At 73.5% G+C, this 26,811-nt stretch carries 21 protein-coding genes and 1 riboswitch; of the genes, 4 read left to right on the top strand and 17 right to left on the bottom strand.

Going from position 1 to position 26,811, the window contains the following annotated elements; translation table 11 throughout:
* Positions 1-6: 6 nt before the first annotated feature.
* The 14 genes from cobA to SALPAC6_RS0123010 all read right to left on the bottom strand — a co-directional run bounded on the left by cobA (position 7) and on the right by SALPAC6_RS0123010 (position 18,311).
* Positions 7-1,728 (bottom strand): uroporphyrinogen-III C-methyltransferase, encoded by a 1,722-nt coding sequence (gene cobA / locus SALPAC6_RS0123075; protein WP_018255680.1) that lies wholly within the window; start codon positions 1,726-1,728, stop codon positions 7-9.
* On the bottom strand, positions 1,725-2,315 hold the full coding sequence (locus SALPAC6_RS0123070) for a precorrin-8X methylmutase (protein WP_018255679.1): 591 nt from the start codon (positions 2,313-2,315) through the stop codon (positions 1,725-1,727). The genes cobA and SALPAC6_RS0123070 overlap by 4 nt, the downstream gene beginning before the upstream one ends.
* Entirely contained in the window at positions 2,312-2,569 is a 258-nt protein-coding gene (locus SALPAC6_RS0123065) for a 4Fe-4S binding protein (protein WP_026189997.1), read from the bottom strand. The genes SALPAC6_RS0123070 and SALPAC6_RS0123065 overlap by 4 nt, the downstream gene beginning before the upstream one ends.
* Positions 2,557-4,290 carry a precorrin-3B C(17)-methyltransferase gene (gene cobJ / locus SALPAC6_RS0123060; RefSeq protein ID WP_018255677.1) on the bottom strand — a complete coding sequence of 578 codons (1,734 nt, stop codon included), beginning with the start codon at positions 4,288-4,290 and terminating at the stop codon, positions 2,557-2,559. The genes SALPAC6_RS0123065 and cobJ overlap by 13 nt, the downstream gene beginning before the upstream one ends.
* Positions 4,287-5,609 carry a bifunctional cobalt-precorrin-7 (C(5))-methyltransferase/cobalt-precorrin-6B (C(15))-methyltransferase gene (locus SALPAC6_RS0123055; protein ID WP_018255676.1) on the bottom strand — a complete coding sequence of 441 codons (1,323 nt, stop codon included), beginning with the start codon at positions 5,607-5,609 and terminating at the stop codon, positions 4,287-4,289. Before SALPAC6_RS0123055 ends, cobJ begins: the two co-directional genes overlap by 4 nt.
* Positions 5,576-6,718 carry a cobalt-precorrin-5B (C(1))-methyltransferase gene (locus SALPAC6_RS0123050; protein ID WP_018255675.1) on the bottom strand — a complete coding sequence of 381 codons (1,143 nt, stop codon included), beginning with the start codon at positions 6,716-6,718 and terminating at the stop codon, positions 5,576-5,578. The genes SALPAC6_RS0123055 and SALPAC6_RS0123050 overlap by 34 nt, the downstream gene beginning before the upstream one ends.
* Positions 6,718-7,539: a precorrin-4 C(11)-methyltransferase gene (gene cobM, locus SALPAC6_RS0123045; RefSeq protein ID WP_018255674.1), complete on the bottom strand. Its 822-nt coding sequence runs from the start codon at positions 7,537-7,539 to the stop codon at positions 6,718-6,720. The genes SALPAC6_RS0123050 and cobM overlap by 1 nt, the downstream gene beginning before the upstream one ends.
* The gene (gene cobI / locus SALPAC6_RS0123040) at positions 7,536-8,279 is read right to left on the bottom strand and encodes a precorrin-2 C(20)-methyltransferase (RefSeq protein WP_018255673.1); all 744 of its coding nucleotides are present in this window, start codon (positions 8,277-8,279) and stop codon (positions 7,536-7,538) included. The genes cobM and cobI overlap by 4 nt, the downstream gene beginning before the upstream one ends.
* A complete protein-coding gene (locus SALPAC6_RS0123035; RefSeq protein ID WP_018255672.1) occupies positions 8,276-9,634 on the bottom strand; it encodes a cobyrinate a,c-diamide synthase in 1,359 nt (452 codons plus the stop codon). The genes cobI and SALPAC6_RS0123035 overlap by 4 nt, the downstream gene beginning before the upstream one ends.
* The gene (gene cobO / locus SALPAC6_RS0123030; protein ID WP_018255671.1) at positions 9,628-10,239 is read right to left on the bottom strand and encodes a cob(I)yrinic acid a,c-diamide adenosyltransferase; all 612 of its coding nucleotides are present in this window, start codon (positions 10,237-10,239) and stop codon (positions 9,628-9,630) included. Before cobO ends, SALPAC6_RS0123035 begins: the two co-directional genes overlap by 7 nt.
* Entirely contained in the window at positions 10,239-12,461 is a 2,223-nt protein-coding gene (locus SALPAC6_RS0123025; protein ID WP_018255670.1) for a VWA domain-containing protein, read from the bottom strand. The genes cobO and SALPAC6_RS0123025 overlap by 1 nt, the downstream gene beginning before the upstream one ends.
* A complete protein-coding gene (gene cobN, locus SALPAC6_RS0123020; protein ID WP_018255669.1) occupies positions 12,458-16,126 on the bottom strand; it encodes a cobaltochelatase subunit CobN in 3,669 nt (1,222 codons plus the stop codon). The genes SALPAC6_RS0123025 and cobN overlap by 4 nt, the downstream gene beginning before the upstream one ends.
* Before the next feature lie 254 nt (positions 16,127-16,380).
* Positions 16,381-16,511: riboswitch (cobalamin riboswitch) on the bottom strand.
* A 110-nt stretch (positions 16,512-16,621) separates the two neighbouring features.
* Entirely contained in the window at positions 16,622-16,966 is a 345-nt protein-coding gene (locus SALPAC6_RS0123015; protein ID WP_018255668.1) for a hypothetical protein, read from the bottom strand.
* A 136-nt stretch (positions 16,967-17,102) separates the two neighbouring features.
* Complete coding sequence (locus tag SALPAC6_RS0123010; RefSeq protein ID WP_018255667.1) at positions 17,103-18,311, bottom strand: PucR family transcriptional regulator; 1,209 nt, start codon at positions 18,309-18,311, stop codon at positions 17,103-17,105.
* Positions 18,312-18,512: 201 nt separating this feature from the next.
* On the opposite strand from SALPAC6_RS0123010, the gene SALPAC6_RS0123005 reads away from it, so the two are divergent.
* A complete protein-coding gene (locus tag SALPAC6_RS0123005; RefSeq protein ID WP_018255666.1) occupies positions 18,513-20,168 on the top strand; it encodes an FAD-binding dehydrogenase in 1,656 nt (551 codons plus the stop codon).
* A gap of 117 nt (positions 20,169-20,285) precedes the next feature.
* Here SALPAC6_RS0123005 and SALPAC6_RS0123000 read toward each other — a convergent pair whose 3' ends face one another.
* Positions 20,286-21,065: a TIM barrel protein gene (locus tag SALPAC6_RS0123000; protein WP_026190052.1), complete on the bottom strand. Its 780-nt coding sequence runs from the start codon at positions 21,063-21,065 to the stop codon at positions 20,286-20,288.
* 256 nt (positions 21,066-21,321) lie between these two features.
* Positions 21,322-22,536 carry an MFS transporter gene (locus SALPAC6_RS0122985; RefSeq protein WP_026189996.1) on the bottom strand — a complete coding sequence of 405 codons (1,215 nt, stop codon included), beginning with the start codon at positions 22,534-22,536 and terminating at the stop codon, positions 21,322-21,324.
* A 167-nt stretch (positions 22,537-22,703) separates the two neighbouring features.
* Here SALPAC6_RS0122985 and SALPAC6_RS0122980 point away from each other — a divergent pair, with 167 nt between their 5' ends.
* Positions 22,704-23,690 (top strand): LacI family DNA-binding transcriptional regulator, encoded by a 987-nt coding sequence (locus tag SALPAC6_RS0122980; RefSeq protein WP_018255663.1) that lies wholly within the window; start codon positions 22,704-22,706, stop codon positions 23,688-23,690.
* Positions 23,691-23,823: 133 nt separating this feature from the next.
* On the top strand, positions 23,824-24,231 hold the full coding sequence (locus SALPAC6_RS0122975) for a hypothetical protein (RefSeq protein ID WP_450097616.1): 408 nt from the start codon (positions 23,824-23,826) through the stop codon (positions 24,229-24,231).
* 134 nt (positions 24,232-24,365) lie between these two features.
* On the opposite strand, the gene SALPAC6_RS26620 is transcribed toward SALPAC6_RS0122975, so the two are convergent.
* Positions 24,366-25,634 carry an MFS transporter gene (locus tag SALPAC6_RS26620; protein ID WP_050563516.1) on the bottom strand — a complete coding sequence of 423 codons (1,269 nt, stop codon included), beginning with the start codon at positions 25,632-25,634 and terminating at the stop codon, positions 24,366-24,368.
* Positions 25,635-25,819: 185 nt separating this feature from the next.
* On the opposite strand from SALPAC6_RS26620, the gene SALPAC6_RS0122965 reads away from it, so the two are divergent.
* The gene (locus SALPAC6_RS0122965; RefSeq protein WP_018255660.1) at positions 25,820-26,797 is read left to right on the top strand and encodes a hypothetical protein; all 978 of its coding nucleotides are present in this window, start codon (positions 25,820-25,822) and stop codon (positions 26,795-26,797) included.
* The last annotated feature ends 14 nt before the right edge of the window (positions 26,798-26,811 follow it).

The raw sequence follows: 26,811 nt of genomic DNA, 5'->3' as shown, positions 1-26,811 counted from the left end.
GTCAGCTCAATGGCCCGACGCGGCCAGGACCGGCTCCGCGGCGAACGCCGCGACCGGGCCGATCACAAAGACCGCCGGGGGGCACACGCCCGCCCGAGCCGCGGCCGCAGCGATCTCATCCAGGCGCGCGGGCAACGAGCGCTGCCCGGGAAGGCCGGCATCCTGCACGGCGAGGACGGGGGTGCCCGGGGCGCGCCCGTGCGCGATCAGCTCCGCGGCGACAGCGCCGATCGTCTCCACCCCCATCAGCACCACCAGGGTGCCCCGGGCCCGGCCCAGCGCCGCCCAGTCGACCAGCGAGTCCGGATGCCCGGGTGGTAGGTGCCCGGAGACCACGGTGAACTCGTGCGCCGTCCCGCGGTGGGTGACCGGCACCCCGGCCAGGGCCGCCGCCGCCACCGCGCTGGTCACCCCCGGCACCACGGTCACCGGCACCCCGGCCGCCGCGCAGGCCAACACCTCCTCGTGCCCGCGCCCGAAGACGTACGGGTCGCCACCCTTGAGCCGGACCACCCGCCGCCCGGCGCGGGCGTGCCGGACCAGTACGGTGTTGATGGCGTCCTGCCCGACGGACGGCCCCCGGGGTGACTTCGCCGCATCCACCACCCGCACCCCCGGGCGTAATCCGGCGAGCAGGCCCTGCGGGGCGAGCCGGTCCACCACCACCACGTCGGCGACCTCCAGCAACGCCCGGCCCCGGACGGTGATCAGATCCGCCGGGCCCGGCCCGCCTCCGACGATCGCCACCGCACCCGGCCGCAACGCGGGCTCGGGGTCCGCGTGCGCGTGCGCGTGCGGGTGCGCATGTGGGTCCGCGTGCGCGTGCGCGTGCGCGTGCGCATGTGGGTGCGGGTGCGGGTGACTGTGCCCACCCACCGGGTCGTCCGGGTGGTCGTGCGGGGTCTGCGGCCGACCCACCTTGTCGACGAAGCCCGGCATCGACACCCGGTACGCACAGGTGTCGCAGTTCATCCGGATGTCGCCGCGGACCGCCTCGGCGTGGCGTTCCAACACCAGGTCGGCGAGGGCGTCGCAGTCGCCGATCAGATCCGCCATCCGCAGGTCCAGCTCCGGGTGGGCGGCGGCGAACTCCCGCGCCTGGGCCCGGATCCGATCCGGTAACACCCCGGCGAACAGGAAGTACGGGGCGACGACGATCCGTCGCGCCCCGAGCCGGCGCAGCCGGTCCAGCACCGCCGGCACGGACGGCTCGGCGAGCGAGATGAAGCCCGGTTCAACGCCCGCGTAGCCCCGACCCTCCCACAACAACCGAGCCACCTTGGCAACCTCGGCGTTCGCGTCCGGATCGGTGGAGCCACGCCCGATCAACGCCACCCACGTGCCGGCCCGATCCGCACCGGCCAGCGCCGCGTCGATCCGCTCCGCAAGGGCGGTCTGCAGCATCGGGTGCGGACCGAGCGGACGGCCATAGGCGTAGGACAGGCCGGGGTGGCGCTGCTGTTCCCGGGCCAGTGCGGCCGGGATGTCGCCCTTGCCGTGCCCGGCCGCGGTCAACACCAGCGGCAGCGCCACCAGCGCCTTGTGCCCCCGCTCGACGAGCGCGCCGACGGCGTCGGTCAGGGGCGGCCGAGACAACTCGATGAAGCCGCCCTCGACGTCGCCGACCGTACCGCCGGCGCAGGTGCGCACCCGCTCGACCAGCGCGGCGAACTGCGCCACCCCCTCGGCGCTGCGGGTACCGTGCCCGACGATGACCAATGCGGTCACTCTTCCCCCTCCAGATAGAGCAGGGCGTTGAGGGCGGCGGCGGCCACCGCCGACCCGCCCTTCTCGCCCCGGTTCGAGACTCCCGGCAGACCGCTGATCCGCAGCGCGGCCTTCGACTCCGCGGCGCCGACGAAGCCCACCGGCAGGCCGACCACCAGAGCCGGCCGGGCCTGAAGGGCGAGCAGTTCGGTCAGCGCGGTGGGCGCGCAGCCGACCACCCACACCGCCCCGGGCCCCACCCGGTCCAGGGCGATCCGCACCGCGGCGGCCGAGCGGGTGATCCCGGCCTGCCGGGCCAGCCGGGCGGTGCCCGCCTCGGCAACCGGGCAGACCGTCGCCCGGCCGGTGATCCCGGCGGCGACCATCGCCACGTCGGCCACGACCGGGGCACCGGACCGGAGCGCGGCCAGCCCGCCGGCCAGCGCGGTCTCGTCACAGACCAGATCCGTCACGTAGCTCAGGTCCGCGCTGGCGTGCACCACCCGCTCGGTGACCGCGCGGGTCAGCGGCGACAGGTGCCGGAGGTCAACCCGCTCCCGCAGAATCCGGTACGACTCCACCTCGATCGGATGCACCCGCCGGCTCATCCGTCCTCCCGCTCAGGTGCGGGGTTGACCGGGGTGATGACCATCGGCTCCTCCAGGTGTCGAGGGCCGGCGGCGCGGATGGCGCCGACCGGACAGATCTCCAGACATTCCAGGCAACCCGTGCAGCGGTCGGCCCGGATGACGAGGCCGCCGGAGACCGGCCGGATGGCGTGCGTCGGGCAGGTCAACAGACAGGCTCCACAGCCCTGGCAGGCGCCAACGAATACCGCTGCGGCGCCGGTCATGCCCGCCACCGGTAGCCCCGCGGGGTGACCATCCGACCGGCGATCCGGCGCGTCTGGCTACTGCCCACGACCACGACGCTGTACATGTCGACGATCGCCGGGTCGAGGGTGGCCAGGGTGGCCAGGTGCACCCGCTGCCCGTCCCGGCTGGCGTTGCGGACCACGCCGACCGGTGTCTCCGGTGCCCGTTGCTCCGCGAAGAGCCGCAGCGCCGCCGGCAACTGCCAGTCCCGGTTCCGGCTACGCGGGTTGTAGAGCACCGCGACGAAGTCCCCCTGCGCCGCGGCGGCCACCCGACGGGCGATGACCTCCCAGGGGGTGTGCAGGTCGGAGAGGCTCAGGTAGGCGTGGTCGTGCCCCAGCGGCGCCCCGAGCAGGGCCGCCGCCGCGAGGGCAGCGGTCACCCCGGGCACGCCGACCACATCGACCCGCTCGTCGGCGTACTCCAGGGCAGGGCTCGCCATCGCGTACACCCCGGCGTCGCCGGATCCGACCAGGGCGACGGCCTGGCCGGCGGTGGCCTCGGCGACGGCGGACCGGGCCCGCTCCTCCTCGGCGCCGAGCCCGCTGGCGAGTACCCGGGTCCCCGGGCGCAACAGGCCGCGGATCTGGTCCAGGTACTGGTCCAGACCGACCACGACGGCGGCCCGCCGTAGCTCGGTCACCGCCCCGGGGGTACGCAGGTCGGCCGCACCGGGTCCGAGGCCGACCAGGGCGAGCCGGCCGCGCGGCGCGTGCCGGGCGACCGCGACGGTCGCCATCGCGGTCGCGGTCTTGGCCACCAGCAGTTCGGCGTCCCCGCCGAGCAACGCCGCGGCCTCCGCGACGCTCGGCGTGCCAACCGCGGCGCGAACCACCTCGCTGGGATTAGGCACCGCAACCGTCGCCAGTTCCGCGGCGGACCAGGTCCTCAGAGGTATCCGCAGCGTGTCGGCGGTGGCGCGAATACCGTCCTCATCGGCTTTGATGTCGGCGCTGGCCAGACAGCGCAGGCTCGCCGCGCTGAGGCCCGCGGTGGCGAGCACCCGATCCAGCAGGGCACGCACCTCCGCGGCGGGCACGCCGCGGCTCGCCCCGACCCCGGCGACCAGGGAGGGGGGCCGGAGCACGACGGTTCGCCCGTCCAGGGGCACGATCCGGTCGGTGACCAGCACCCGATAGCCCGTCGCAGGGGCACCGGCGGGGCCGGCCGGGGCGACGTGGACGTTGGCTGGCAGTGCCGGCAGTGGCCAGGGCGCGTCGGCGACCACCGTGACCGGTTCACCGTCCAGGATCGCCCGGCTCACCGCGGCGACCGCCCCCTCGACCGGCCAGCCCAGGGTGTCCAGGCCAGGCAGGTCGACCGCGTCGGTGGCGGTGGTGACCACCGGGGCCGCGTCGAGTAGCGCCCCGACCTCGGCAGCGAGCGCGTTGGCACCGCCGGCGTGCCCACCGAGCAGGGCCACCGCGTGCCGGGCCGCCTCGTCCACCGTCACCACCGCCGGATCGCGGTGCTTGTCGCCGAGCAGCGGCGCGAGGAGGCGGACCACCGCTCCGGTGGCCAGGAACGCGACGATCTGGTCGCACTCCGACCAGGCGGCCCGGAGTCCGGCGGCGGCGCTCTCCGCCTCCAGCAGCCGGGCCTGCGGCCAGGCATCGGCGAGGACACGGGCGTGCCGGCGCCCCGCCGCGGTGACCGCGACCAGCCCGATCCGACGCGACCGCGCCTCGGTGCATTCGACGTGCTTCACAGGAGCTCCCCGGTGAGGACGACCACCGGATTGGTGGCCGCGAGACGGATCGACCCGCCGGGCAGATCTGCGAGGCGGGCGGCGGAGAGTTGGACACCGTTGACCGTGTAGCCGGCGGCCCGCAGCACGTCCCGGGCCGGCGCGACCCGGTCCAGCGCGGCGAGCGCGACGAGTACCCGCGCCGGCCGGCGGGCCGCCACCGCGGCGAGCACCCCGGTGCCGCCCCCGCCGACGAAGACCGCGTCGGGGTCGGGGAGCCCGGCCAGGGCGGCCGGGGCGGCACCGGCTACCACCCGTACGTCCACGCCGTGCCGAGCGGCGTTGCCGCGAACCAGGTCCACGGCGGCGGGGTCCCGCTCAACCGCGACGACCGCCGCGCCGAGCAGGGCACATTCGATGCCCACCGAGCCGCTGCCGGCACCCACGTCCCACACCAGCCGGCCGAGCCGGGGCCGCAGCCCGGCCACGACCAGCGCCCGTACCTCCGCCTTGGTGATCATCGAATCGCGGTGCCGGTACGCCCCCTCGGGCAGCGCCCACCCGGCGGCCGGGGCGGCAGCCGGCTGGTTGTCCACCCGGGCCGCCCCGACCGGGCCGGGGGCGAGGCTCAGCAGCACATGCGGATCGGTCCAGCTACCGGCCGCCGCCGCCGCCGGGGTCGTCCAGGTGACCCGCTCGGCGTCGGTGCCGAGCTGCTCGGCCACCACCAGACGACGCGACCAGCCCGCCAGGCCGGCACCGAGCTCCGCGGCCCCCGCGCCCGGCGCGGTGAGCACCGCGACCCGGGGCAGCGCGCGGCAGGCGTTGAGCGCCTCCCGGGCGTCCCGGCCATGGGCGCTGACCACGGCCGCCCCGTCCCAGGAGAGCCCGGCCCGGGCGAACGCGGCGGCGACGCTGGACACCGCCGGTAACACCCGCACCGGCAGCCCGGCCGCCCGCAGCCGCCGCACGATCCCGAAGCAGCCTGGATCACCGCTGGCCAGGACGACGGCCGGGGTGCCAGCGGCAACCGCGGCGGTGAGCCGCTCCAGGGCCGGCGCCAACGGACCGAGCACGACCGTCTCCACGCCAGCCGGCACCGGCGCAGCCGCCAGGTGCCGGGCCGCACCGACCACGAGCCCCGCCCGCACCAGCTCGGCGGCGAGGGTGGGGTGCGCCGGGTTACCGGCGGCATCCACACCGGCCACCGTCACCACCGGCGCTCCGAGAACGGAACCACCGGCGACGACGGAGTCATCGGGGTGGCCGGCGCTGGCGTTCCGCCAACCCGCACCCGACGTACCGGTCACCGGGCCCACCGCCCGCTGGCGGCCACGCACCGCACCCCGGTGAAGTCAACCATCGCCACATCAACGGCGACGGCCTCCCCGGCGAAGCGTCGCAGCACCGCGCGGACCCGACCGCAGAGCAGGTCGCCGGCGGAACCGAGCAGGCCGGCGGCCTCCCACAGCTCGTACGCGTGCCGACCGGTGTTGGCGGCGGTGACGGCGGCGGCCAGCTCAGCGGTGCCGCCCGCCTCGACGGTGACGGCGCCGAGAAGCGACAGGTCCACCTTGGAGCGGGTGTAGTGGGTCATCAGCACCCCGGCGGCGAGCTTGGCCAGCTTGCCGGCCATGCCGACGAAGGCCACCCCGGACAGTCCGTGGGTGACCGCGGCGGTGACCGCCGCACCGGTGAAGTCACCCACCTCCACGAAGCACACCTCGGGCAGCTCCGGCCGCAGCTCTCGGGCGGCCCGCTCGGTCCGCCCGCCCGTGCACAGCACCACTGTCGACTCTCCCTGCGCAGCCGCCACCTGAACGGCCTGCACGACGCTGGCCCGCCAGGACGCGGTGGAGAAGGGTCTGACCACGCCGGTCGTACCGAGGATCGAAATACCGCCGAGGATGCCGAGCCGACGGTTCGTGGTCTTCCGAGCCATGATCTCGCCGCGCGGGACGCTGATCACCACCCGGACGCCAAGGACGGCCAGGTCGACCAGCTCGGCGACCGCCGCGCCGATCATCTGGCGCGGGGTGTCGTTGATCGCCGGTCCGCCGACCGGCAGTCCCAGCCCCGGCTTGGTCACCGTGCCCACCCCGGGCCCACCCACCAGGTCCAGTCCGGGGACCTGCCGCCAGCCGACCGTGGCGGTCAGCTCGGCGCCATGGGTGACGTCCGGGTCGTCGCCGGCGTCCTTGATCACCACTGCCTCGGCGCCGCCAGCCGTACGGGCACAGCGGGCCACCGGGAAACACACCCGCCGCCCGGCCGGCAGTCCGATCTCGACCTGCGCCGGCACCACGCCGGTGACCAGGGCGGTCAGCGCGGCCTTCGTCGCGGCCGTCGCACAGGCGCCGGTGGTCCAGCCGGTACGCAGAGCCACGGGCCGGACCTTCGCGGTACGCGGCAGGTCCGGCTCGCGCAACGGCGGCATGTCGTAGGCCATCAGGTCGGCCGATCCGCCCGATCGGTGAGCTCCCGACGAAGGGCGGCCCGCGCGGCCGGCTCCGCCCGCCGGTGACCGTGGAAGTGCCCCGGATGGTAGAGGTGCGAACGGGTACCGGCAGCCTCCAGCGCCGGCCCGACCAGGATGAGGGTGTGCTTCCAGAGCCGATGATTCCTGACCGTCGCCGCGAGGGTGCCGACGGTGCAGTGCGCCACCAGCTCGTCCGGCCAGGTCACCTGATAGGCCACGACCGCCGGGGTGTCCGCCGGATACCCCCCGGCGAGCAGCTCGGCCTGCACCTGGCCGGAGCGCGCGGCGGAGAGGAACAACGCCATCGTGGTGCCGTGTCGGGCGAACTCGCGCACCCGCTCACCCGGCGGCATCGGCGTTTTCCCACCCTCCAGCCGGGTGAGAATGACCGACTGCGCGATCTCGGGAACCGTCAGCTCCCGACCGACTCGGGCGGCGACCGCGGTGAACGAGGAGACCCCCGGCACGATCTCCACGGCCAGCCCGAGCGCCTGACACAGGTCGAGCTGCTCCTGCACCGCGCCCCACAGCGCCGGGTCGCCGGAGTGGATCCGGGCCACGGTCAACCCGTCGGCGGCGGCCCGCCGGAACAGGGGCAGCACCCCCTCCATCGGCAACCGCGATGAGTCGACGATCTCGGCGTCCGGTCGGGCATGGGCCAGCACGTCGGCGTGGACCAGGCTGGCCGCCCAGACCACCACGTCGGCGGCGGCGATCACCCGGGCCGCGCGCAGGGTCAGCAAATCTGCCGCGCCAGGCCCGGCACCCACGAACCAGACGGTGCCGCTCACAGTTTCCCCCCTCGGCGGTCCCGGCGGGCCGGGACCAGCAGTGTCGACAGATACGGCGGTTCGTCGCCGGCCTCGGCGGCCGGACCGACACGGTCGTCGGCCAGACCCAGCCCGCTGCCCAGCACCGCGTCGGTGAGTCGACCCTGCCGGCGCAGCTCGGCCAGCAGCTCCGGGTGCCGCCGCCACCCCTTGTAGGCGACGACCGTGCCCGGCCCGGCGACCGCGTCGGCGAAGAGCGCCAGTCCGGCGGTGGCCGGCAGCAGGGTCAGCGGCTCCCGCCCCTCGCAGAGTGGAACTCCGCTTCTGGCGGCGAGTTCCTGCATGGCCGTGATGCCGGGGACGGTGTGCACGGCGACCCCCGGCCGCAGTTCGCGGAGGGTCTGCGCCAGGTAGCCGAAGGTGGAGTAGACGTTGGGGTCGCCGATGGTGGCGAAGGCCAGTGCCCGGGCGCCCTCGTCAACGGCGGTGGCGACCGCCCGCGCGGCAGCGTTCCACGCGCGCTCCCGCCGTTGGGTCACCCCGCCCCGGTCGGCCAGGGCGAACGGCAGTCGGCGCAGCCGCTCCGACGGGACGTACGAGGCGATGGTGGTCTCGGCCCGGCCGGCGGCCAGGACACCCTCGGGCCGGTCCAGCACGGGTACGAAGACCACGTCGGCCTCGCGCAGCACCCGTACCGCGCGCACAGTGAGTAGCTCGGGGTCGCCGGGGCCCACCCCGACCCCGGTCAGCGTCACGGTCACCCGGACGCCGCCGTTACCAGCCGCTGGGCTGCTCGGGGATGGCCCGCCCAGTGGGTGTGCAGGTAAGAGGCGTGGATCCGGCCCGCGACGAAGCCGTGCGCGGCGCCGTCCCAGCGCCACGCCGGCAGCTCACCGTGACCGGGATCGGTGCCGGTGCGGTGGAACTCGTGCCCGCGGACCCGGTCACCGGCGGCGTGCGCCACCGAATCGGCGGCGGCGACGGCCGTCCGGTAGCCGAGGGTGAGCCGGCCGGTCATTCGGCCGGTCAGGTCAAGTCGGCCGCACATCGGCACCCCGTCCAGCTCGCGTCCCAGGTAGAGCAGGCCCGCGCACTCGGCCACCACCGGCCCGTCGAAGGCGGCCAGATCGGCGCGCAGCCCGGTGTTGGCGGCGAGCGCCTCCACGTACACCTCGGGAAAGCCCCCGCCGACAACCACCGCCCGGGTACCCGGCGGCAACGCCGCATCGCGGAGCGGGTCGAAGAAAACGACGGTCCCACCGGCGGCGGTGAGCAGCTCGGTCGTCTCGGCGTAACCGAAGGTGAAGGCTGGGCCACCGGCGACGGCGACCACCGGACGGTCGGACCCGGCCACGCCGCCGACGGCGGCGGCCGGGTCCCAGGGCGGCGTGGTCAGCGGCGGCGCGCTCCGGGCCAGCTCCAGCACCGCGTCGAGGTCCACCGTCGCTCCCACCAGGTCGGCCAACGCGTCAACCACGGCGATCGACTCGGCGGCCCGCTCCGCGACCGGCACCAGGCCGAGGTGGCGGGCGGGGGCGGCGACCTCGGCGGCGCGGGTGACCGCGCCCAGCACCGGTACTCCGACCTCGGCCAGGGCCTCGCGCAGCAACGACTCGTGCCGGGGCGAACCGACCCGGTTGAGCACCACCCCGCCGATTCGCACCGCCGGGTCGAAGGCGCCCATTCCGAGGGCCAGGGCGGCGGCGCTGCGCCCCTGGGCGGTGGTGTCGAGCACCAGCAGCACGGGCGCGGCGACGAGCCGGGCGACGTGGGCGGTAGAGGCATACCCGCGGTGACCGACCGCACCGTCGTGCAGCCCCATCACCCCCTCGACCACCGCGATGTCGGCGGGACGGGGTACGGCCGCGCCGTGCCGCAGCAGACCGGCGATCCGCTCCTCCCCCACCAGCCACGGGTCGAGGTTGCGGCCGGGTCGGCCGGCGGCGAGGGCATGGTAGCCGGGGTCGATGTAGTCCGGGCCGACCTTGTGTGGACTGACCGTGTGGCCCCGACGGCGCAGCGCGGCGAGCAGCCCGGTGGCGATCGTGGTCTTGCCGTGGCCGCTGGCCGGTGCGGCGACCACGACCCGCGGCAGTGACCAGGGGACGCTCACCATTCGATGCCCTTCTGGCCCTTCTGGCCGGCGTCCATCGGATGTTTCACCTTGGTCAGCTCGGCAACCAGGTCGGCGGCGGCCACCAGGCGCGGGTCGGCAGCTCGGCCGGTGATGACCACGTGTTGAAAACCGGGTCGGGTGGTGAGGGTCTCGACCACCTCGGCGACGTCCACCCAGCCCCACTTCATCGGGTAGGTGAACTCGTCGAGCACGTAGAGGCCGTACCGCTGGGCGGTCAGGTCGCGCTGGATCTGCCGCCACCCCTCGCGGGCGTCGGCGGCGTGGTCGGCCGCACCCTCGCGCTGGATCCAGGACCAGCCCTCACCCATCTTGTGCCAGCTCACCGGGGCGCCCTGACCGGTCTGCTCGTGTACCTCACCGAGGGCGCGGAAGGCACTCTCCTCGCCCACCCGCCACTTGGCGCTCTTGACGAACTGGAATACCCCGATCGGCAGCCCCGCGGTCCAGGCCCGCAGCGCGAGGCCAAAGGCGGCGGTGGACTTCCCCTTCATCGATCCGGTGTGGACGATCAGCAGCGGGCGGTTCCGCCGCTGCCGGGTCGTGAGCCCGTCGGCCGGCACGTGCGTCGGTTTACCCTGCGGCATCAGAGCACGCTCCGCTCCGCGGCGAAGCCGGCGGTCGCCAACGCCGCCAGCGGGGCGGTCGTCACGGTGGGCAGGGGGTGGTGGGCGGCGGCCAGCTGGGTGGCCAGGCGGCGAGCCAGGTCGAGGCGGACGGGGCCGGACTCGCAGTCCACGACGACACAGGGGGCGCCGGTTGCGCGCAGCACCGCCGCCGCCCGCGCGGCGCGCGGCAACGGGTCCGCGCCGGCGGTGGCCCGACCATCGGTCAGGACCAGGGTCAGCGGTTGCCGACGGGGGTCCCGCAGGCGCTCCACCCGCAGCAGCTCGGCGGCGGCGAGCAGGCCCTCCGCGAGCGGGGTACGCCCGCCGGTGGGCAGCTCGGCAAGCCGGGTGGAGGCGGCGAGCACCGAGGCGGTAGCGGGCAACAGGACCTGCGCGCCCGCACCGCGGAAGGCGACCACCGCTACCTTGTCGCGGCGCTGGTAGGCGTCGGTGAGCAGGGCGAGCACCGCGCCCTTGACGGCACTCATCCGCTGCCGGGCACCCATCGAACCGCTGGCGTCCACCACGAAGAGCACCAGGTTGCCCGCACGCCCTTCCCGGACAGCCTCCCGTACGTCGGCCGGGCGTAACCGCAGCGGTCCACCGGCCCGTCCCCGGGCGACCTGATGCCCGGCGGCGGCCCGAACCGTCGCCGGCAGGTGCAGCGCACCGAGGCGCCCGGCCGGTATCCGGGCGCCGGTGGTGCGACCCCGCCCGGTCCGCGCCCGCGACCGCCGGCCCGGCACCCCCTCCCCGATGCCCGGCACGGTGAACAACCGCGCCCGTAGCCCGAGCTGTGGCGCGGCCACCGGGTGCGGGACCCGGCTCGGATCCGCGTCCCGGCTCGAATGCGCGGACTGGGAGGCACCGTCTTCGGGGACCGCGGGTCGGTCCGGACCGGATGGATCAGCCATCGAGTCGGCGCTGCCACCAGAGTGGAGGTCTGCCGCGGAGCCGGTGACCGGCTCGGGCCCGGTGTCGCCCGCCGGGTCGCCCGCACCACTGGGACCGCTGCCCCCGCCCGGACCACCGTCGGGTGGTGTGCCGCCCCCCGGACCACCGTCGGGGCCGACGTCATCCCCTGGACCACGGCCGGGGCCGCCGTCGTGGTCCGGGTCGTCGGGATGTTCCTCCTGTGCCCGGTTCAGCGCCTCGTCGAGGCGTTGTTCGTCCAGTCCCGGCGGGTCGAACGGGTCCCGGCGGCGACGGTGCGGCAGGGCGAGTCGGGCGGCCACCCGCACGTCTTCCGCGCTCACCCGGTCCCGGCCCTGCCAGGCGGCGTGCGCCACGGCGGTCCGGGCGGTGACAATGTCGGCCCGCATCCCGTCCACGTCGAACGCCGCGCAGACCTCGGCAATCTGACGCAGTGCCGCGTCGGTCAACACCACCCGGTCCAGCCGGGCGCGGGCCTCCGCCACCCGCCCGGCAACCGCCGCGTCCTCCCCAGCCCAGCGGGCGGCGAAGCCGGCCGGGTCCGCGTCGGCGTCGAGCCGGCGGCGCACCACCTCCACCCGTACGGCCGGGTCGCGGCTGGCCGTCACCTCCACGGTCAGCCCGAACCGGTCGAGGAATTGTGGACGCAGCTCCCCCTCCTCCGGGTTCATCGTGCCGACCAGCAGAAACCGGGCCGCGTGGCGGACCGACACGCCCTCCCGCTCGACGTGGCAGCGCCCCATCGCGGCGGCGTCCAACAGCAGGTCAACCAGGTGGTCGTGGAGCAGGTTCACCTCGTCGACATAGAGCACCCCCCGGTGGGCGGCGGCGAGCAGGCCGGGCTCGTAGGCGCGGACCCCGTCGGCGAGCACCCGCTCCAGGTCGAGCGAGCCGACCACCCGATCTTCGGCGGCGCCGACCGGCAACTCGACCAACGTGGCCGGACGGGTTTCGGTCGCCGGCACCGCCGGGTGAGGCCCGTCCGGGCAGCCGGGGTCGGGCGTCTGCGGATCACAGGCGAACCGACAGCCGGCGACCCGAACCACCGCCGGCAGCAGGGCGGCGAGGGCGCGCACCGCGGTCGACTTGGCGGTGCCCTTCTCGCCCCGCACCAGCACCCCGCCGATCGCCGGGTGGACCGCGTTCAGCAGCAGCGCCAGGCGCATGTCGGCCATGCCGAGTACGGCCGAGAACGGGTAGTTCGCCCCGGGCACCTCCGGTCGCGACGGCCGTGGGACCCGCAGGCCCGGTTCACTCGTCGTGCTCATCCGCGGTCCTCCAGATCACCCTCACTGGCCAGATACGCTTCCCGGAGCCGGTCCAGGGTGCTCGGCTCCGGCTTTGCCCACAGCCCCCGGTCGGCGGCCTCAAGCAGCCGTTCGGTCATGCCGCGCAGCGCCCACGGGTTGGACCGCTCCAGGAACTCCCGGGTCTCTTCGTCAAACAGGTACGCCTCGGCGAGCCGCTCGTACATCCAGTCGTCCACCACACCCGCGGTGGCGTCGTAGCCGAACAGGTAGTCGACGGTGGCCGCCAGCTCGAACGCGCCCTTGTAGCCGTGCCGGCGCATCGCCGCGACCCACTTCGGGTTGACCACCCGGGCCCGGAACACCCGACGGGTCTCCTCGCTGAGGGTGCGGGTCCGCACGTCGTGCGGCATCGCCGAGTCGCCGACGTATGCGGCCGGGGCGGCCCCGGTGAGGTGCCGGACCATCGCCACCATCCCGCCGTGGTACTGGAAGTAGTCGTCGGAGTCGACGATGTCGTGCTCCCGGGTGTCCTGGTTCTTCACCGCCACGGCGATCCGCGCGAAGGCGCGTTCCATGTCGGCGCGGGCCTCCCGGCCGTCCAGCCCCCGCCCGTACGCGTAACCACCCCACACCGCGTACACCTCGGCCAGATCGGCGTCACTGCGCCAGTTCCGGGCGTCGATCAGCGGCAGCAGCCCGGCCCCGTACGCGCCCGGCTTCGACCCGAAGATCCGCGCGGTGGCCCGGCGCTCGTCGCCGTGCCTGGCGAGGTCCTCGGCCACGTGCGCCCGAAGGTGGTTGTCCGCGGCCGACTCGTCCAGCGCCGCCACCTGTCGTACCGCGTCATCCACGAGTGCCACCACGTGCGGGAAGGCATCCCGGAAGAAGCCGGAGATACGGACGGTCACATCGATGCGGGGGCGACCCAACTCGGCCAGGGGCACCACCTCGACCCCGGTCACCCGCCGGGACCGGTCGTCCCAGACGGGTCGACAGCCGAGTAACGCGAGCACCTCGGCGATGTCGTCGCCCTGCGTCCGCATGGCGCTGGTGCCCCAGACGGTGAGCCCGACCGAGCGCGGGTACACCCCGGTGTCGGCGAGGTGCCGGCTCAACAGCGAATCAGCCAGGGCCACGCCGACATCCCAGGCGTTACGGCTCGGGATCGCCTTCGGGTCAACCGAGTAGAAGTTGCGGCCGGTGGGCAGCACGTTGACCAGGCCCCGGGTGGGTGAGCCGGACGGCCCCGGGGGCACGAACCGCCCGTTGAGGGCGGCGAGGGTGTGCGTCAGCTCGTCGGTGGTGCGCTGCAGCCGCGGCACCAGTTCGGTGGCGGCGAAGCGCAGCACCGCGGCGGCCTCCGGAATCGCCCGACCGGTGACCTCGACGACGACCTCCTGCGCCCGGTCGGAGGGCCAGCCGAGCGTCTCCATCCCGAGGGCGAGGCGCCGGGCCAGACCCTCGATCAGGTCGACGGCGTCGGCGGCGGTGCCGGCCGGCCCGTCAGCCACCTCAGTCAACGCGGCCGGCACCCGCACCCGGTCGCCGGGCGCGGCGAGCAGCGCGGACTCGTCCAGGCCGTAGCTGGCGGCGAGGGCCTGCCGCAGGCCGGGCAGGGCCCGGGTCCCGCCCCACACCTGCGGGGCACGCAGCACGGCGAGCACCAGGTTGACCCGCGCCTCGCCGACGGGTGCTTCGGCCAGCACGTGCAGGCCGTCGCGAATCTGCACGTCCTTGACCTCACAGAGGTAGCCGTCGAGGTGCAACACGAAGTCGTCGAAGTCGTCGGCGGCCGGCATCTCCGACTGGTGCAGGTCGTGGTGCAGCTCCGCGGTGCGCACCAGCTCCCAGATCTGCCCGCGGACGACGGGCACCTTCGCCGGGTCGAGCGCCTGCACGGTCGCGTACTCGTCGAGCAGCTGCTCCAGCTTCGCCAGGTCCCCGTACGTCTCGGCGCGGGCCATCGGCGGTACCAGGTGGTCGACGACGACCGCGTGCGCACGGCGCTTGGCCTGCGTCCCCTCTCCCGGGTCGTTGACGATGAACGGGTACACCAACGGCAGGTCGCCGAGGACCGCGTCCGGAGCGCAGTCGGCGGCCAGCCCGAGGCCCTTGCCCGGCAGCCACTCCAGAGTTCCGTGCTTGCCCAGGTGCACCACAGCGTCCGCGCCGAAGCCCCCCGCCGCGGCGGGGGCGGCCAGCCACCGGTACGCGGCCAGGTAGTGGTGGCTCGGGGGCAGGTCCGGGTCGTGGTAGATGGCGATCGGGTTCTCCCCGAAGCCGCGGGGCGGCTGGATCAGCAGGACCACGTTGCCGAACCGCAGGCCGGCCAGGACGAGGTCACCGCCGTCGGTGTACAGCTCCCCCGGCGGCTCCCCCCAGTGGCTGACCATGGCGGCGCGCAGCGGCGCCGGCACCTCGTCGAACCACCGCCGGTACGTCTCCCGCGGTACCCGCGCGCTGGCGGTCGCGAGCTGCTCGGGGGTGAGCCACTCGACATCGTGGCCGCCGGCGGCGATGAGCGCGTGGATGAGGGCGTCCCCGTCGTCCGGTACGGGCGTTGCGCCGAGGTCGTAGCCGGCGGCGGCGAGCGCGGTGAGCAGCCGCACCGCACTGGCCGGGGTGTCCAGGCCGACGGCGTTGCCGACCCGGGAGTGCTTCGTCGGGTACGAGCTGAGCACCACCGCCACCCGCTTGCCGGCGTTCGGCAGGTGCCGCAGCCGGGCGTGCCGGACGGCGATTCCGGCCACCCTGGCGGCGCGCTCCGGGTCCGGCGCATAGACCGACAGCCCGTCGGCGTCGAGCTGTTTGAACGAGAACGGCACGGTAACGATCCGCCCGTCGAACTCGGGGATCGCCACCTGCATCGCCGCGTCCAATGGAGACAACCCGGCGTCACTGTCGGCCCACTGCTCCCGTGTGCTGGTGAGACAGAGCGCCTGGATGACCGGCAGGTCGAGGGCGGCGAGTGCGCCCACGTCCCAGGCGTCCTCGTCGCCACCGCCGGCCGCGTCGGCGGCCACCGTGCCCCCAGCGGCGAGCACGGTGACCAGCAGCGCGTCGCAGCGGGCGAAGAGTTCCAGTGGGCCGGTGCCGGCGGTCAGCCCGCGCAGCGAGCCGCAGAAGATCGGCGCCGCGTTGCCCCCCGCGGCCTCCACCGCGTCGGCGAGCGTGTCCACGAAGGCAGTGTTGCCGGCGAGCGCGTGCGCGCGGTAGAAGACGATCCCGACGGTCGGTCGGTCCGGGTCGGTCGACCAGTCACCGTGCATCCCGTAGGCCGGGGTCGGTGCGGGGGGCGCGAACCCCTCACCGGTGAGCAGCACCGTGTCCGAGAGGAACCGGGCCAGCTGCGCCAGGTTCTCCGGGCCCCCCTCGACCAGGTAGGAGAGGGCTTGGGTGGTGACACCGGAGGGCACGGTGGAGGCGGCGGTCAGCTCGGCGTCGGGGACGCTCTCCCCGCCCAGCACCACCGTTGGCACGTCCGAGGCGAGGACCGCGGCCAATCCGTCCGGCCATGCGGCTCGGCCGCCGAGCAGGCGTACGACGGCCAGGTCCACGCCGTCGAGCAGTTCCGGGACGCCGTCAACGGCTACTCGGGTCGGGTTGGCCAGGCGATAGTCGGCCCCGCTGGCCCGCGCGGCGAGCAGGTCGGTGTCGGCGGTGGAGAGCAGCAGAATGCGCACGGCAAACTCCGGTGAGTGACGCCCGCGCCGAGGTGCGAGCTCAGCGAAACGGGAGAAGATTCGACGTCGCGGACGCCGTCTCGGGCCGCCCGACCGGGCGGCCGACTGAGCGCGTCAGGCAGCGATCAACCGCGCGGACCGGTCGCGGGCATACCGCCACCCGCCGGGTTGATGCGACACATGTCAATGGGTGAGATGCTGCGCGTCATCGGGTCCTCCTCGGGTATCCACGCCCTGGGGTGCAACGACGGCCGAAGTATCCTGGCTCCCGGATCGATGCTCACCCCCGGCCTTCCAACCGCGCGACGCACGGTCGTGGCTCCACAAGGAGGATCACTCCCCGGTGACAGTGGCGGGACCGCGCCGGATTCACACCGGCTTCCTTCACTGCCGTCCGGCCGCGAACTCTGCCACACCAATACGTCCCGGTCAACGACGGGAGGGGAGACCCACAGTCGACCACCTCCCGGAGCCACGGCCCGGGAGGTGCGGCGGCTACCGAAGACGCCGTTCCGGGTGGGCCCGGTTCCAGGCGCGCATCCGCTCCGGATAGCCCACCTTGGCCGCTTCGTACAGCGGCAGGGCCAGCCGGCGGGCAAGCTCCGCGGCAACCCGTGGTGACCTGGTACGACGGCGGATCCACTCACCGTCGTGAGCGATCGCCACCACCGTCGTGTCCGTCGCCGTCGTCTCCGGCTCCAGGTAGAACTCGACCCCGGTCCGGCTGGCGACGAACTGCTCCAGCGCCACCAGGTCCGCGCGGGTGCCCTCCCGGTCGAGCTTCGTCGGCACGCCGTCAGATCCCCAGGTACGCGACCGCTTCCGACTGAACCAGCCCATGCCGCTCCTCCTTGAAGCTCCGGCGCCGCCGGCCTCCAGTGCACCACCCTTGGCTGAGCGCCATCTGTACGCCCCCTGATGCCGTGCTGAGGGTGCGCCGTCGGCGGGTGGGAGCCAGGCCCGCGGGGCGGGCGGCTCACCGCCCCGGGGGCGGGAGTGAGGCGTGCGTCACCGCGAGCACGAGCCGGTCCCAGGAGTGGGTCAGGCTGCGGCCGGTGAGCTCGGTGAGCCGGCGGAGCCGATGGCGCATGGTCTGCGGGTGCAGTCCGACCGCGGTCGCGGCCTCGATCGCCGACCCGTGCGTGAGGTACGCATGCAGGCCTTCGAGCAGGTGGGCGTTGGCGGGGGTGAGCACCGGCCCGAGGACCGCGGCGTGCAGGGCGGCACGGTCAACGGGGGGCGCACCGTGCAGTACCGCAACGGTGAGCGCGTCGCCGCGGTCGAGCACGGTCCGGCGGGCGAACGCCGCCACGGGTGCGTGCTCGAGCGCGGCGACCGCAGCCCGGTAGTCCTGGGGCAGGGTCGCCGGGGAAGCGCCGCTGATCAGACAGGCCCGCCAACCGCCCGCGGCGACGGCCGCCGCCACCGCGGACTGATCGTGCTCGTCCGGGAGCAGCAGGACACCCGCGCCGGCCCGCACCGTGCTCAGCAGCGCACCGGTACCCAGGTCGACCGGGCCGTGGTCCGCGCCGATGGCTGGAGACGCAACGAGCGCGGCGACGCGGGCCGGGTGGGTCTCCGGACTCGTCGGGTCGCCGACGGCGAGGAGAAGACCGAAGCTGGCGGGAACGCGGACGTTGAGCTGCTCGGTACGGTCGGCGAGGGCGCCGGGCGAGGTCTGGCGACCGGCGAGCAGATCGTGCAGAAACTCGTCGATCAGTCGACGCCGGTCGGTGATCAACTCGGCGGCCTTGTGCTGGTAGCCGTTGGCCAGCGCCTCGGACAGCTCGTCGAGCGCGGCGACGAGGGCCTGCACCAGAGCGGCGAGGTCGGCGACGGTCAGCCCGGGCGGGGCATGCTCGGCGACGGCGTCCGTGATGACGGCCGCCGCGACCCGGTAGGCGCGCAGCACCGCCAGCAGTGGCCGACCGTCCGTGGCGCGGGTGGCGCCGATGCCCCGGAAGCGGCTGATGTCCCGGGCGCTCAGCCGGGTGCCGTCAACCCACATCTCGGTGAGCCGGGTGACGGCCCACTGGGCGATGGCGGTGACCTCCCCAAGTTGGGTGTCGCTGAGTTCACGGTAGATCGGAACCTGGTCGACCACCGCGCCGACCATCTCGTCCACGAGGGTCGGGCTACGCTCGGTGAGCATTCGGTATACGACCAGCCGTTCCGCGAGGCCCACCCCGGTCACCGCCCCTCGCACTGCCAGCCGGCCCGACCGACCACGAACCGCGCGGGTTGACAATACTCATGCTCACCCAGCGCGGAACTGGTGGCGTCGCCCGATCGGCTGCGGCACGGTGGGACAACCCCCGGCGCCGCCCCGCTCCCGCGATCGGCCCGGAAGCGGGTCGATGCCCGCCCCCACCGATAGGAGGCATCCGTGGAAGCTGACGTCGTCGTGGTCGGAGCCGGTCTGGCCGGGCTGGTCGCCGCCGCCGAGGCAGCAGACCTCGGCCGGAGTGTGCTCCTCGTTGACCAGGAGGGGGAGCAGAACCTGGGCGGGCAGGCGTTCTGGAGCCTGGGCGGGCTGTTCCTGGTGGACAGCCCCGAGCAGCGGCGGATGGGCGTTCGGGACTCCCTTGAGCTGGCCCGGCAGGACTGGTTCGGCAGCGCCCAGTTCGACCGTGAGGAGGACCGGTGGCCGCGTGCCTGGGCCGAGGCATACCTGGAGTTCGCCGCCGGAGAGAAACGATCCTGGCTGCGGCAGTACGGGCATCGCTTCTTCCCGGTGGTCGGCTGGGCCGAACGCGGAGACGGCCGGCCCGGTGGGCACGGCAACTCGGTTCCGCGGTTCCACATCACCTGGGGCACCGGTCCCGGGGTGGTGGAACCGTTCGAGCGACGGGTACGGGCGCACGCCGACACCGGCCGGATCCGGTTCGCGTTCCGCCATCAGGTTGACGGGCTACTCGTGGAAGCCGGTGCGGTGGTCGGGGTGCACGGCAGCCGGCTGGAGCCGACCACGGCCGAGCGAGGCCGGCCGAGCAGCCGCACCGTGGTCGGCGAGTTCCAGGCCCGCGCCCAGGCCCTCATCGTCACCAGCGGCGGGATTGGCGGCAACCACGACCTGATCCGCCGGGCGTGGCCGGCGCGGCTCGGCAGCCCGCCGAAGCGGATGGTGGCCGGAGTGCCGGCCCACGTGGACGGCCGGATGCTGGGCATCGCCGAGGAGGCCGGCGCCAACATCATCAACCCGGACCGGATGTGGCACTACGTCGAAGGGCTACGAAACTGGGATCCGATCTGGGAGAACCATGGAATTCGCATTCTGCCCGGCCCCTCCTCGCTCTGGCTGGACGCCGCCGGCAACCGGCTGCCGGCTCCGTACTTCCCCGGCTTCGACACCCTCGGCACCCTGCGCCACCTGCGCCACAGCGGCTACGACTACTCATGGTTCCTGCTCACCCAGAAGATCATCGAAAAGGAGTTCGCGCTCTCCGGCTCGGAGCAGAACCCCGACCTCACCGGCAAGGACCTCAAGCTGCTGCTGTCCCGGGTGCGGGCCGGTGCTCCCGGGCCGATCGAGGCGTTCAAGCGGCACGGCGAGGACTTCGTCGTCGCGGACATCCTCGACGACCTCGTCGCCGGGATGAACCGCATCGCCGACCCGGACGTGCCGGCGATCGAGGTCGACCGGATCCGTACGCTCGTCACCGAACGAGACCATCAGCTCATCAACACCTTCTGCAAGGATGCCCAGGTCAAGGCGATTCGCTCCGCCCGCGCCTACCGCGGTGACCGACTCCTACGGGTCGCCGCGCCGCATCGCCTCCTGGATCCGAGGGCCGGGCCGTTGATCGCCGTACGGCTCAACGTCCTCTCCCGCAAGACCCTCGGTGGGCTGGAGACCGACCTGGACGGTCGCTGCCGAACCCGCGACGGTGACGCCTTCTCCGGCCTCTACGCCGCCGGCGAGGTCGCCGGGTTCGGTGGTGGCGGCATGATGGGCTACAACGCCCTGGAGGGCTCCTTCCTCGGCGGCTGTCTCTTCTCCGGCCGGGTCGCCGGCCGCGCCGCCGCCCGCCAGATCAGCTGACCGGCGATGCCGGGCGGGGCCACCGTTCGGAGGTAGCCATCCACCTTCCGTAGGCGACGTCGACCCGTACCGCGATCGGGCGCGGTCGGGACGCCCGGGTCAGCTGCGGATGCCCGGTCAACTGCGGGCGGCCTGGGCCGCCGGCTGGGCGAAGACTCCGAAGGCCTGCCGTAGTGCGGCGACCGGCTCGCCCTGCGGGATGAACTCGTGGGTCACGTACCCGGGGTAGTCCTGCTCCCGCAGCACCGCGGCGATCGCTCGCCAGTTCACCTCCTGGCGGTCGTCGAGTTCGGCTCTGCCCGGCACACCGGCCACGTGAACGTGGCCGATAAGCGGAAACGTATTCCTTATTGTCCGAATAAGGTCACCTTCCATGATCTGCATGTGGTACATGTCGTAGAGCATCCGCAGGGCTGGCGAGCCGACCCGTTCGATGACCGCCGCCGCCCAGTCCGTGGAGTCGCACTCGTGCCCGACGTGGTCCACCTTCGTGTTGAGCGGTTCCAGCAGCAGCCCCACATCGGCGGCCTCGGCTTCGGCCGCGAGGGGTGCCAGGCCCTCGGCACAGATGCTGATCCCGTCATGCGGAGGGCCGGACCAGTTACCCGAGGCGACCGCAAGGTTCCGCACCCCTCCCGCGATCGCGATCTCCAGGTTGCGGCATACCTCATCGGCCAGTGCCCGGTGATTGGCCCGATCGCTGAAGCCGACCTCAACGCACTCGTGACCGTCGATTACCGTCAGTTCCAGGCCCAGGTCGTAGGCCTCCTGCCAACGGTCGCGGGGCAGGAATTCGACGCCCTGGTAACCGATGGTCGCGGCCTGCCGCAGCAGGTCGGGCACCTGCTGCGGCGCCTCCGCGAACGACCACCAGGCGAAACTTTGCTTGATGCTCACGATGCCCCGCTTCATTCGTCGCGCGCGGTCCGGCGGTGGCTCGGGCAGCGGTCGGGTGGTGTCAACACCACCCCTTGGCCGTCAAAGTACGCGCCGCGGCTCCGGTCCGAGGCCGGATGTCCGAAATCGGCGAGGAACACCTGCGGTCAATCAGCGTGTGCCCCGCCCCGCGAACGCGACGACCAGGCACGCCAGCAGGGTGCGGCCCAGCGACACGTCGGTTGCCACCGCCACGACGGCCACGTAGATCGGGCAGTCAACGAGGAGGGCGGGTAGCCGGCAGCAACGCCAGCGACGGCAGTAGCAGAATCGGCACGACCAACAGGGCGTGCAGCGTCCCGACCCGATCCCCGATCAGGCCCAACAGGGGCGCTCCGGCAAGGAACGCGGTGTAGCCGATCACGGCCACCACGCTGACCCGGGCCGGGGCGTGCTCCTCCTCGTCGGCCGCTGCGCTCATCCCCACCGGGAAGCTGAGGGCGATACCGAGGCCCCACAACGCCACGCCGGCGACCGCAACCGGCCCGGAACCGGCCAGCACCGCCACGCTCACGCCGACCACGGCGAGCAGGATCGTGGTGCCGAGCACGGACACCCGGCCCCAGCGGTCCAAGGCGAGGGTGCCGACGGTCCGGCCGATGGTCATGCCGATCACGAACACGCCGTAGACGGCGGCTCCGGCCGCCTCGGTGACGCCGTAGCCGTCCACGAACGCGACCGCGACCCAGTCGGTGGCAGCCCCTTCGCTGAACGCCGCGACCAGTACAAACAGACCGATCAGCAGGGTCCGTGGTTCCCGCCAGGCGGCCATCAACGCCCGGCGGCGGGCTGCCGGGGAGACTCCGTCGGCGGCCGGCGTTGTCTCGGAGACCGGCAGGAAGGCCCGGGCGCCGAACACCGCGCCGACCAGCACCGCCCCGGCAGTCAGCGGTAGGTGGACGGCCACCGCCAGCCCCACCTGAGCGGTCACCGCACCGAGGCCGGCCCCGGCCACTGAACCCAGGCTCCACGCGGCGTGGAACCGAGGCATGATCGTACGGCCGAGCCGTCGCTCCACGACAGCGCCCTCGATGTTCATCGCGACATCCCAGGTGCCGGTGCCGTAGCCGAAGGCGAAGAGGCCCACCGCGACCCCGGGCAGCCAGGCGGCCGTGCTGGCGAAGACACCGGCGGTCCCCAAGCCCACGGAGACCAGAAGGGCCCCCAGCGCCACCGTCCGGGCGGTACCCAACCGCTGGGCGACCAGACCGGAGGTGGGCATCGCCACCACCGCTCCCGTCGACATGGCGAGCAGCAGCAGCCCGAGCCGACCCGCGCTGAGGTCGAGTGCCTCCCGGACCGCCGGTACCCGGGCAAACCAGGACCCGATGGCGAGGCCGTTGAGGGCGAACGCCACCGCGACACCGGTGCGGGCGGCCAGCACCGACCGAGGGCGGGCAGCGGGGGCGACCGGAGTAGTAACGCTGTTCACGACAGGGGTCCTCTCGCGCAAGGTGATCAGGGCGGACCGCACGAGCACACCCCTGAGAACGTTCTCAGTGCAAACCGAAAAGTCTTCGCAGGCCATCGCCGTCGAGCCGAGCAATAATGTCCTGACCACACACGTCGCCCGGCGGCGGGAACGGGGAGGGGATCACGATGCCGGCACCGCAGCGCGCGCCGACTCTGGCGGATGTGGCGCGGGCGGCCGACGTCTCCCGGGCCACCGCCTCTCGGGTGCTGGCCAACAACGGGTACGCCGCGGCCCACACCCGCGACCGGGTCACTGCCGCCGCCGAACAACTCGGCTACGTACCGGACCTGGCCGCCCGCGCCCTGGTCCGCGGCACCGGTGTCCGGCTGGTCATGGTGGTCCACGGCACTTCGCCCCGGGTGCTCGAGGACCCGTACGTCGACCAGGTTGTCGGCGCCGCCGCCCGGGTGTGCGCCCCGCACGGCGTCGGCGTGGCCCTGCACTGGCTGCCGACCCGGGATCTGACCCAGCTACGCCGGCTCGCCGAGCAGCGCGGGGTGAGCGGGCTGGTCCTGGTCAACACCACCCCCGCGGTCCTGGCCGCCGTGCCGCCGACGCTGCGGGGCCGGGTCGCCTCGCTCGGCGTCGGCTCCCCCGTGGTGGCCTCCTTCGACATCGACAACGGCGGTGGCACCACAGCACTGGTAGAGCACCTGTACGCGACGGGCCGCCGCCACATCGCCATGATCAGTGGTTCTCGCTGGCTGCCCTGTGCCGGCCGCTCGGTGCGCGCCTACCGGTCAGTGCTGCGCGCGGCGGGGCTACCGCCCCGGTTGGTCCGGGGTGACTTCACCGCGGACCGAGGTCGTGCCGCGGCCCGGGAGGTTCTGGCCCGCTGGCCGGACACCGACGCGATCGTCGGCGCCAGCGACGTGACCTCGTTCGGCGTGCTCAACGGGCTCCTTCGGGATGGCGTCCAGGTCCCCGGGGACATCGCGGTGACCGGCTTCGACGACACCCCACTGGCCGCGATGACCAACCCCTCGCTCACCACGTCCACCCACCCGGTGGCCGGAATCGCGACAGCCGCCGTGACCGCCGTACTCAACGGCGACGCGGTCCTGCCGCCAACGCTCTTTCCGTCCCGCCCGGTGCACCGGATGAGCGGCTGACGCAACGCGCTTCTCCGCAAAACGGGCGCGGTGACAGCCTCCCGCCTGGGCGCTACAGTCCCGGTTTCCACTTCTTACCCAGAAGGACGTTGCGATGACGGGCACTCCAGCCGATCCGGATGTCCTACATCCGATGCCCGAACAGCCACGTGTGGTGCTGCTGAAGCCACTGATCACCTCGCCGCTGATCGAGGTTGGGGAGTTCACCTACTACGATGACCCGGACGATCCGACCGGCGCCAATCACCGCATGGACGGGCCCTCGACCTTCCCGTTTCCGATGATTATGCCCGGCGTCCACATCGGCAGCGGGGCGATCGTTGCTTCTGGATCTGTTGTGGTTGACGATGTCCCCGAATACAGCATCGTCGGCGGCAACCCGGCCCGGGTGATCCGCCGCCGCCTCCACGAAGAAGAGTTTGCCCGCCTGATGGCGCTTGCCTGGTGGGACTGGCCGTTGGCGCACACCACCGCGCATATTCGCACGATCATGTCCGGCAGCATTGACGAGCTGGAGAGCGTGGCACCGCCACATAGCTGATGAGTCTTGTCCGCCGGCGACAGCAGCGCGAGGCCGCTGCGGGGGTGCGGCTCATCCGCCGTGCGCGATGGGATCGGGTACGTCCGGTTTCTCGCTGTCGAGCTGCCCCGGCTATCCACCATCGGGTGTCCGCCTCAGAGTTTCCTTCGCCGGCTCGGATCCCTGCCCCGGCGACGACGGGCACGGTGATCACTCGGGCGTCCGCGAGGAGGACGGGTGGCTGGCACCAACACGACCGACAACAGCAGCAAGATCGGCACCACCAGCAGGGCGTGCAGTGTCCCGACCCGGTCCCCGATCAGGCCGAGCAAGGGCGGGTCGGCGAGGAACGCGGTGTAGCCGATCGCGGCGACGACGCTGACCCGGGCCGGGGCACGCTCCTCCTCGTCGGCCGCCGCACTCATCCCCACCGGAAAGCTGAGCGAGCCGCCGAGGCCCCACAACGCCACGCCGACGGCCGCCACCGGCTCGGATTCAGCCAGTACCGCCACGCTCACGCCGGCCACCGCGAGCAGGATCGCACCGCTGAGCACCGGCACCCGCCCCCACCGGTCCAGGGCGAGGGTGCCGGTGATCCGGCCAATGGTCATGCCGACCACGAAGATCCCGTACACGACGGCCCCGGCCGCCTCGCTGACGCCATACCCATCAACGAACGCAATCGCGACCCAGTCGGTGGCGCTCCCCTCACTGAACGCCGCGACCAACACAAACAGACCGATCAGCAGGGTCCGTGGCTCCCGCCAGGCCGCCAACAGCGAACGACGGCGGGCCGCCGGCGACACCGCGCCGCCGGCCGATGTCGTCTCGGCAGCCGGCAGAAACTCTCGAACACCGAAGACCATCCCGACCAGTACCGCCCCGCCGACCAGCGGCAAGTGAAGAGCCAACACCAGCCCCAGCTCAGCGGCCACCGCACCAAGAGCCGCCCCCGCCACCGAACCCAGGCTCCACGCCGCGTGAAACCGTGGCATCACCGTACGACCGAGCCGCCGCTCCACCGCAGCACCCTCGATGTTCATCGCGACATCACAGGTACCGGTGCCGTAGCCAAAGACAAACAGCCCCACCGCCACCCCGGGCGGCCAGCCGGCCACGCTCGCACACACACCGGTTACCAGCAGTCCGACCGAGAGCGTCAGCGCCGCCACCACCACCGTCCGGGCGGTGCCCAGCCGTTGAACGACCAGACCAGAGATGGGCATCGCCACCACCGCACCGACCGACATCGCGAGTAACAGCAACCCGAGCCGGCCCGCGGAGAGGTCCAGCGTCTCCCGGACCGCCGGCACCCGGGAGAACCAGGACCCGATAACGAAGCCGTTGAGGGCGAACACCACCACGACCCCAGTCCGGGCAGCCAGCACCGACCGTGCGGCGGCCGGGGCGACGACGCTACTCACGGCTGGATCCTCTCGCACTGTCAGCCGAGCGCCGATCGGCACGCCGTGCCGCTGCCGGCCCACTGGCCCGGTCCTTGTTAACGTGAGTAGGCGGCGACACCGCACCTGCCGGCACCCCCTCGTACCTGGCACCGACCGCACCACCGCTCGGCCCGGCGGACCGGTTGACGGACGAGGGAGGCGACATGGCCGACGGCCCGCCGGCGCAGGCGCCTGCGGAGGCGCCTGCGGAGGCCACACCCCCCGATCCGCGTCAGCATCGCCAGGGCGCGCCGGATCCCGGGCGACCGGGCCGCTGGGCCCGGCTGGTGCGAGCGTGCCGACGAAGCGTCGCCCGGCTGGCGGCCGGAGCGCGCCGAGTTATCGCCCGGCTGGCACCAGCGGCCCGTCCGTTCGCCACCCGGCTGATCTCAGCGGCCCGGCGACTCGCCGCCCGGCTGGCACCGGCCACCCAGCGGCTGTGGCGGTGGCTGCTCACGGTGGCCCGTACGGTCGACACGGCCGCGAAGCAGGGGCCGGCACCGTCCCCACCACAGGATCCGATCGAACGGCGTGAGCCCGCCGGTCCGATCACCGTCTTCGCCCGGGGTTACGTCTTCACCTTCACTATCCGCGCCGACCTCACCTGGCGTTCGCAGGGACTGCGACCGGATCAGCTCGCCTGGTACGCCCACTACTTTCTGCCACCGGCCACCCAGCGGCTCACCAGCATCGCCGGCGACCTCGCCCGTACCGTCGCACCGCACCGGGCCGGTGAGCTGGAAGCGCAGCTTCAGCGGAAGCTCGCCCAGCAGGAACCGTGGTCGTTCGAGCGCGGTGGTCAGACGGTGACCTGCCGTCCCACAGCATGGGTGCAGCTCGATGAGCGAGTCCGTCAAGCCCTCCAGCCCTACTGGGAGCGCGTGATCGCGCTGGACTGCCGGCACGAGGAGCTCCTCCGCCGCGCCCGCTACGCCGAGCAGCTCAACCGACGCTGGTCGGCGATCCTCGCCGACCTGCCCGACGCCGACCTCTCGGAAGCGGTCCGCGAGGAGCTGGCCCGCGCCCGGGAGCGGATCCTCTCCGAGCAGCGGGCCGCCGCGCGGTGGAGCGGTGAACTGCTACGCCAACGCCACACCGGCCCGGAGTCCGAACCGGAGCCGGAGCCCGAGGTCTCCGGCTAGCGCCCGGACTCGAG

Origin of the sequence: Salinispora mooreana, from assembly GCF_000379065.1 — a bacterium.
GTDB classification, from domain to species: Bacteria; Actinomycetota; Actinomycetes; order Mycobacteriales; family Micromonosporaceae; genus Micromonospora; species Micromonospora mooreana.
The sequence above is the reverse complement of the archived record's forward strand: the minus strand, read 5'-3'. Positions and strand labels throughout refer to the sequence as shown.

Coding starts and splice junctions, on each gene's coding strand:
- SALPAC6_RS0122965 (WP_018255660.1), top strand. CDS start 25,820: ATGGCCGACGGCCCGCCGGCGCAGGCGCCTGCGGAGGCGCCTGCGGAG.
- SALPAC6_RS0123025 (WP_018255670.1), bottom strand. CDS start 12,461: ATGAGCACGACGAGTGAACCGGGCCTGCGGGTCCCACGGCCGTCGCGA.
- SALPAC6_RS0122975 (WP_450097616.1), top strand. CDS start 23,824: ATGCCCGAACAGCCACGTGTGGTGCTGCTGAAGCCACTGATCACCTCG.
- SALPAC6_RS0123015 (WP_018255668.1), bottom strand. CDS start 16,966: ATGGGCTGGTTCAGTCGGAAGCGGTCGCGTACCTGGGGATCTGACGGC.
- cobO (WP_018255671.1), bottom strand. CDS start 10,239: ATGCCGCAGGGTAAACCGACGCACGTGCCGGCCGACGGGCTCACGACC.
- SALPAC6_RS0123050 (WP_018255675.1), bottom strand. CDS start 6,718: ATGGCCTACGACATGCCGCCGTTGCGCGAGCCGGACCTGCCGCGTACC.
- SALPAC6_RS0123035 (WP_018255672.1), bottom strand. CDS start 9,634: ATGGTGAGCGTCCCCTGGTCACTGCCGCGGGTCGTGGTCGCCGCACCG.
- SALPAC6_RS0123070 (WP_018255679.1), bottom strand. CDS start 2,315: ATGAGCCGGCGGGTGCATCCGATCGAGGTGGAGTCGTACCGGATTCTG.
- SALPAC6_RS0122980 (WP_018255663.1), top strand. CDS start 22,704: ATGCCGGCACCGCAGCGCGCGCCGACTCTGGCGGATGTGGCGCGGGCG.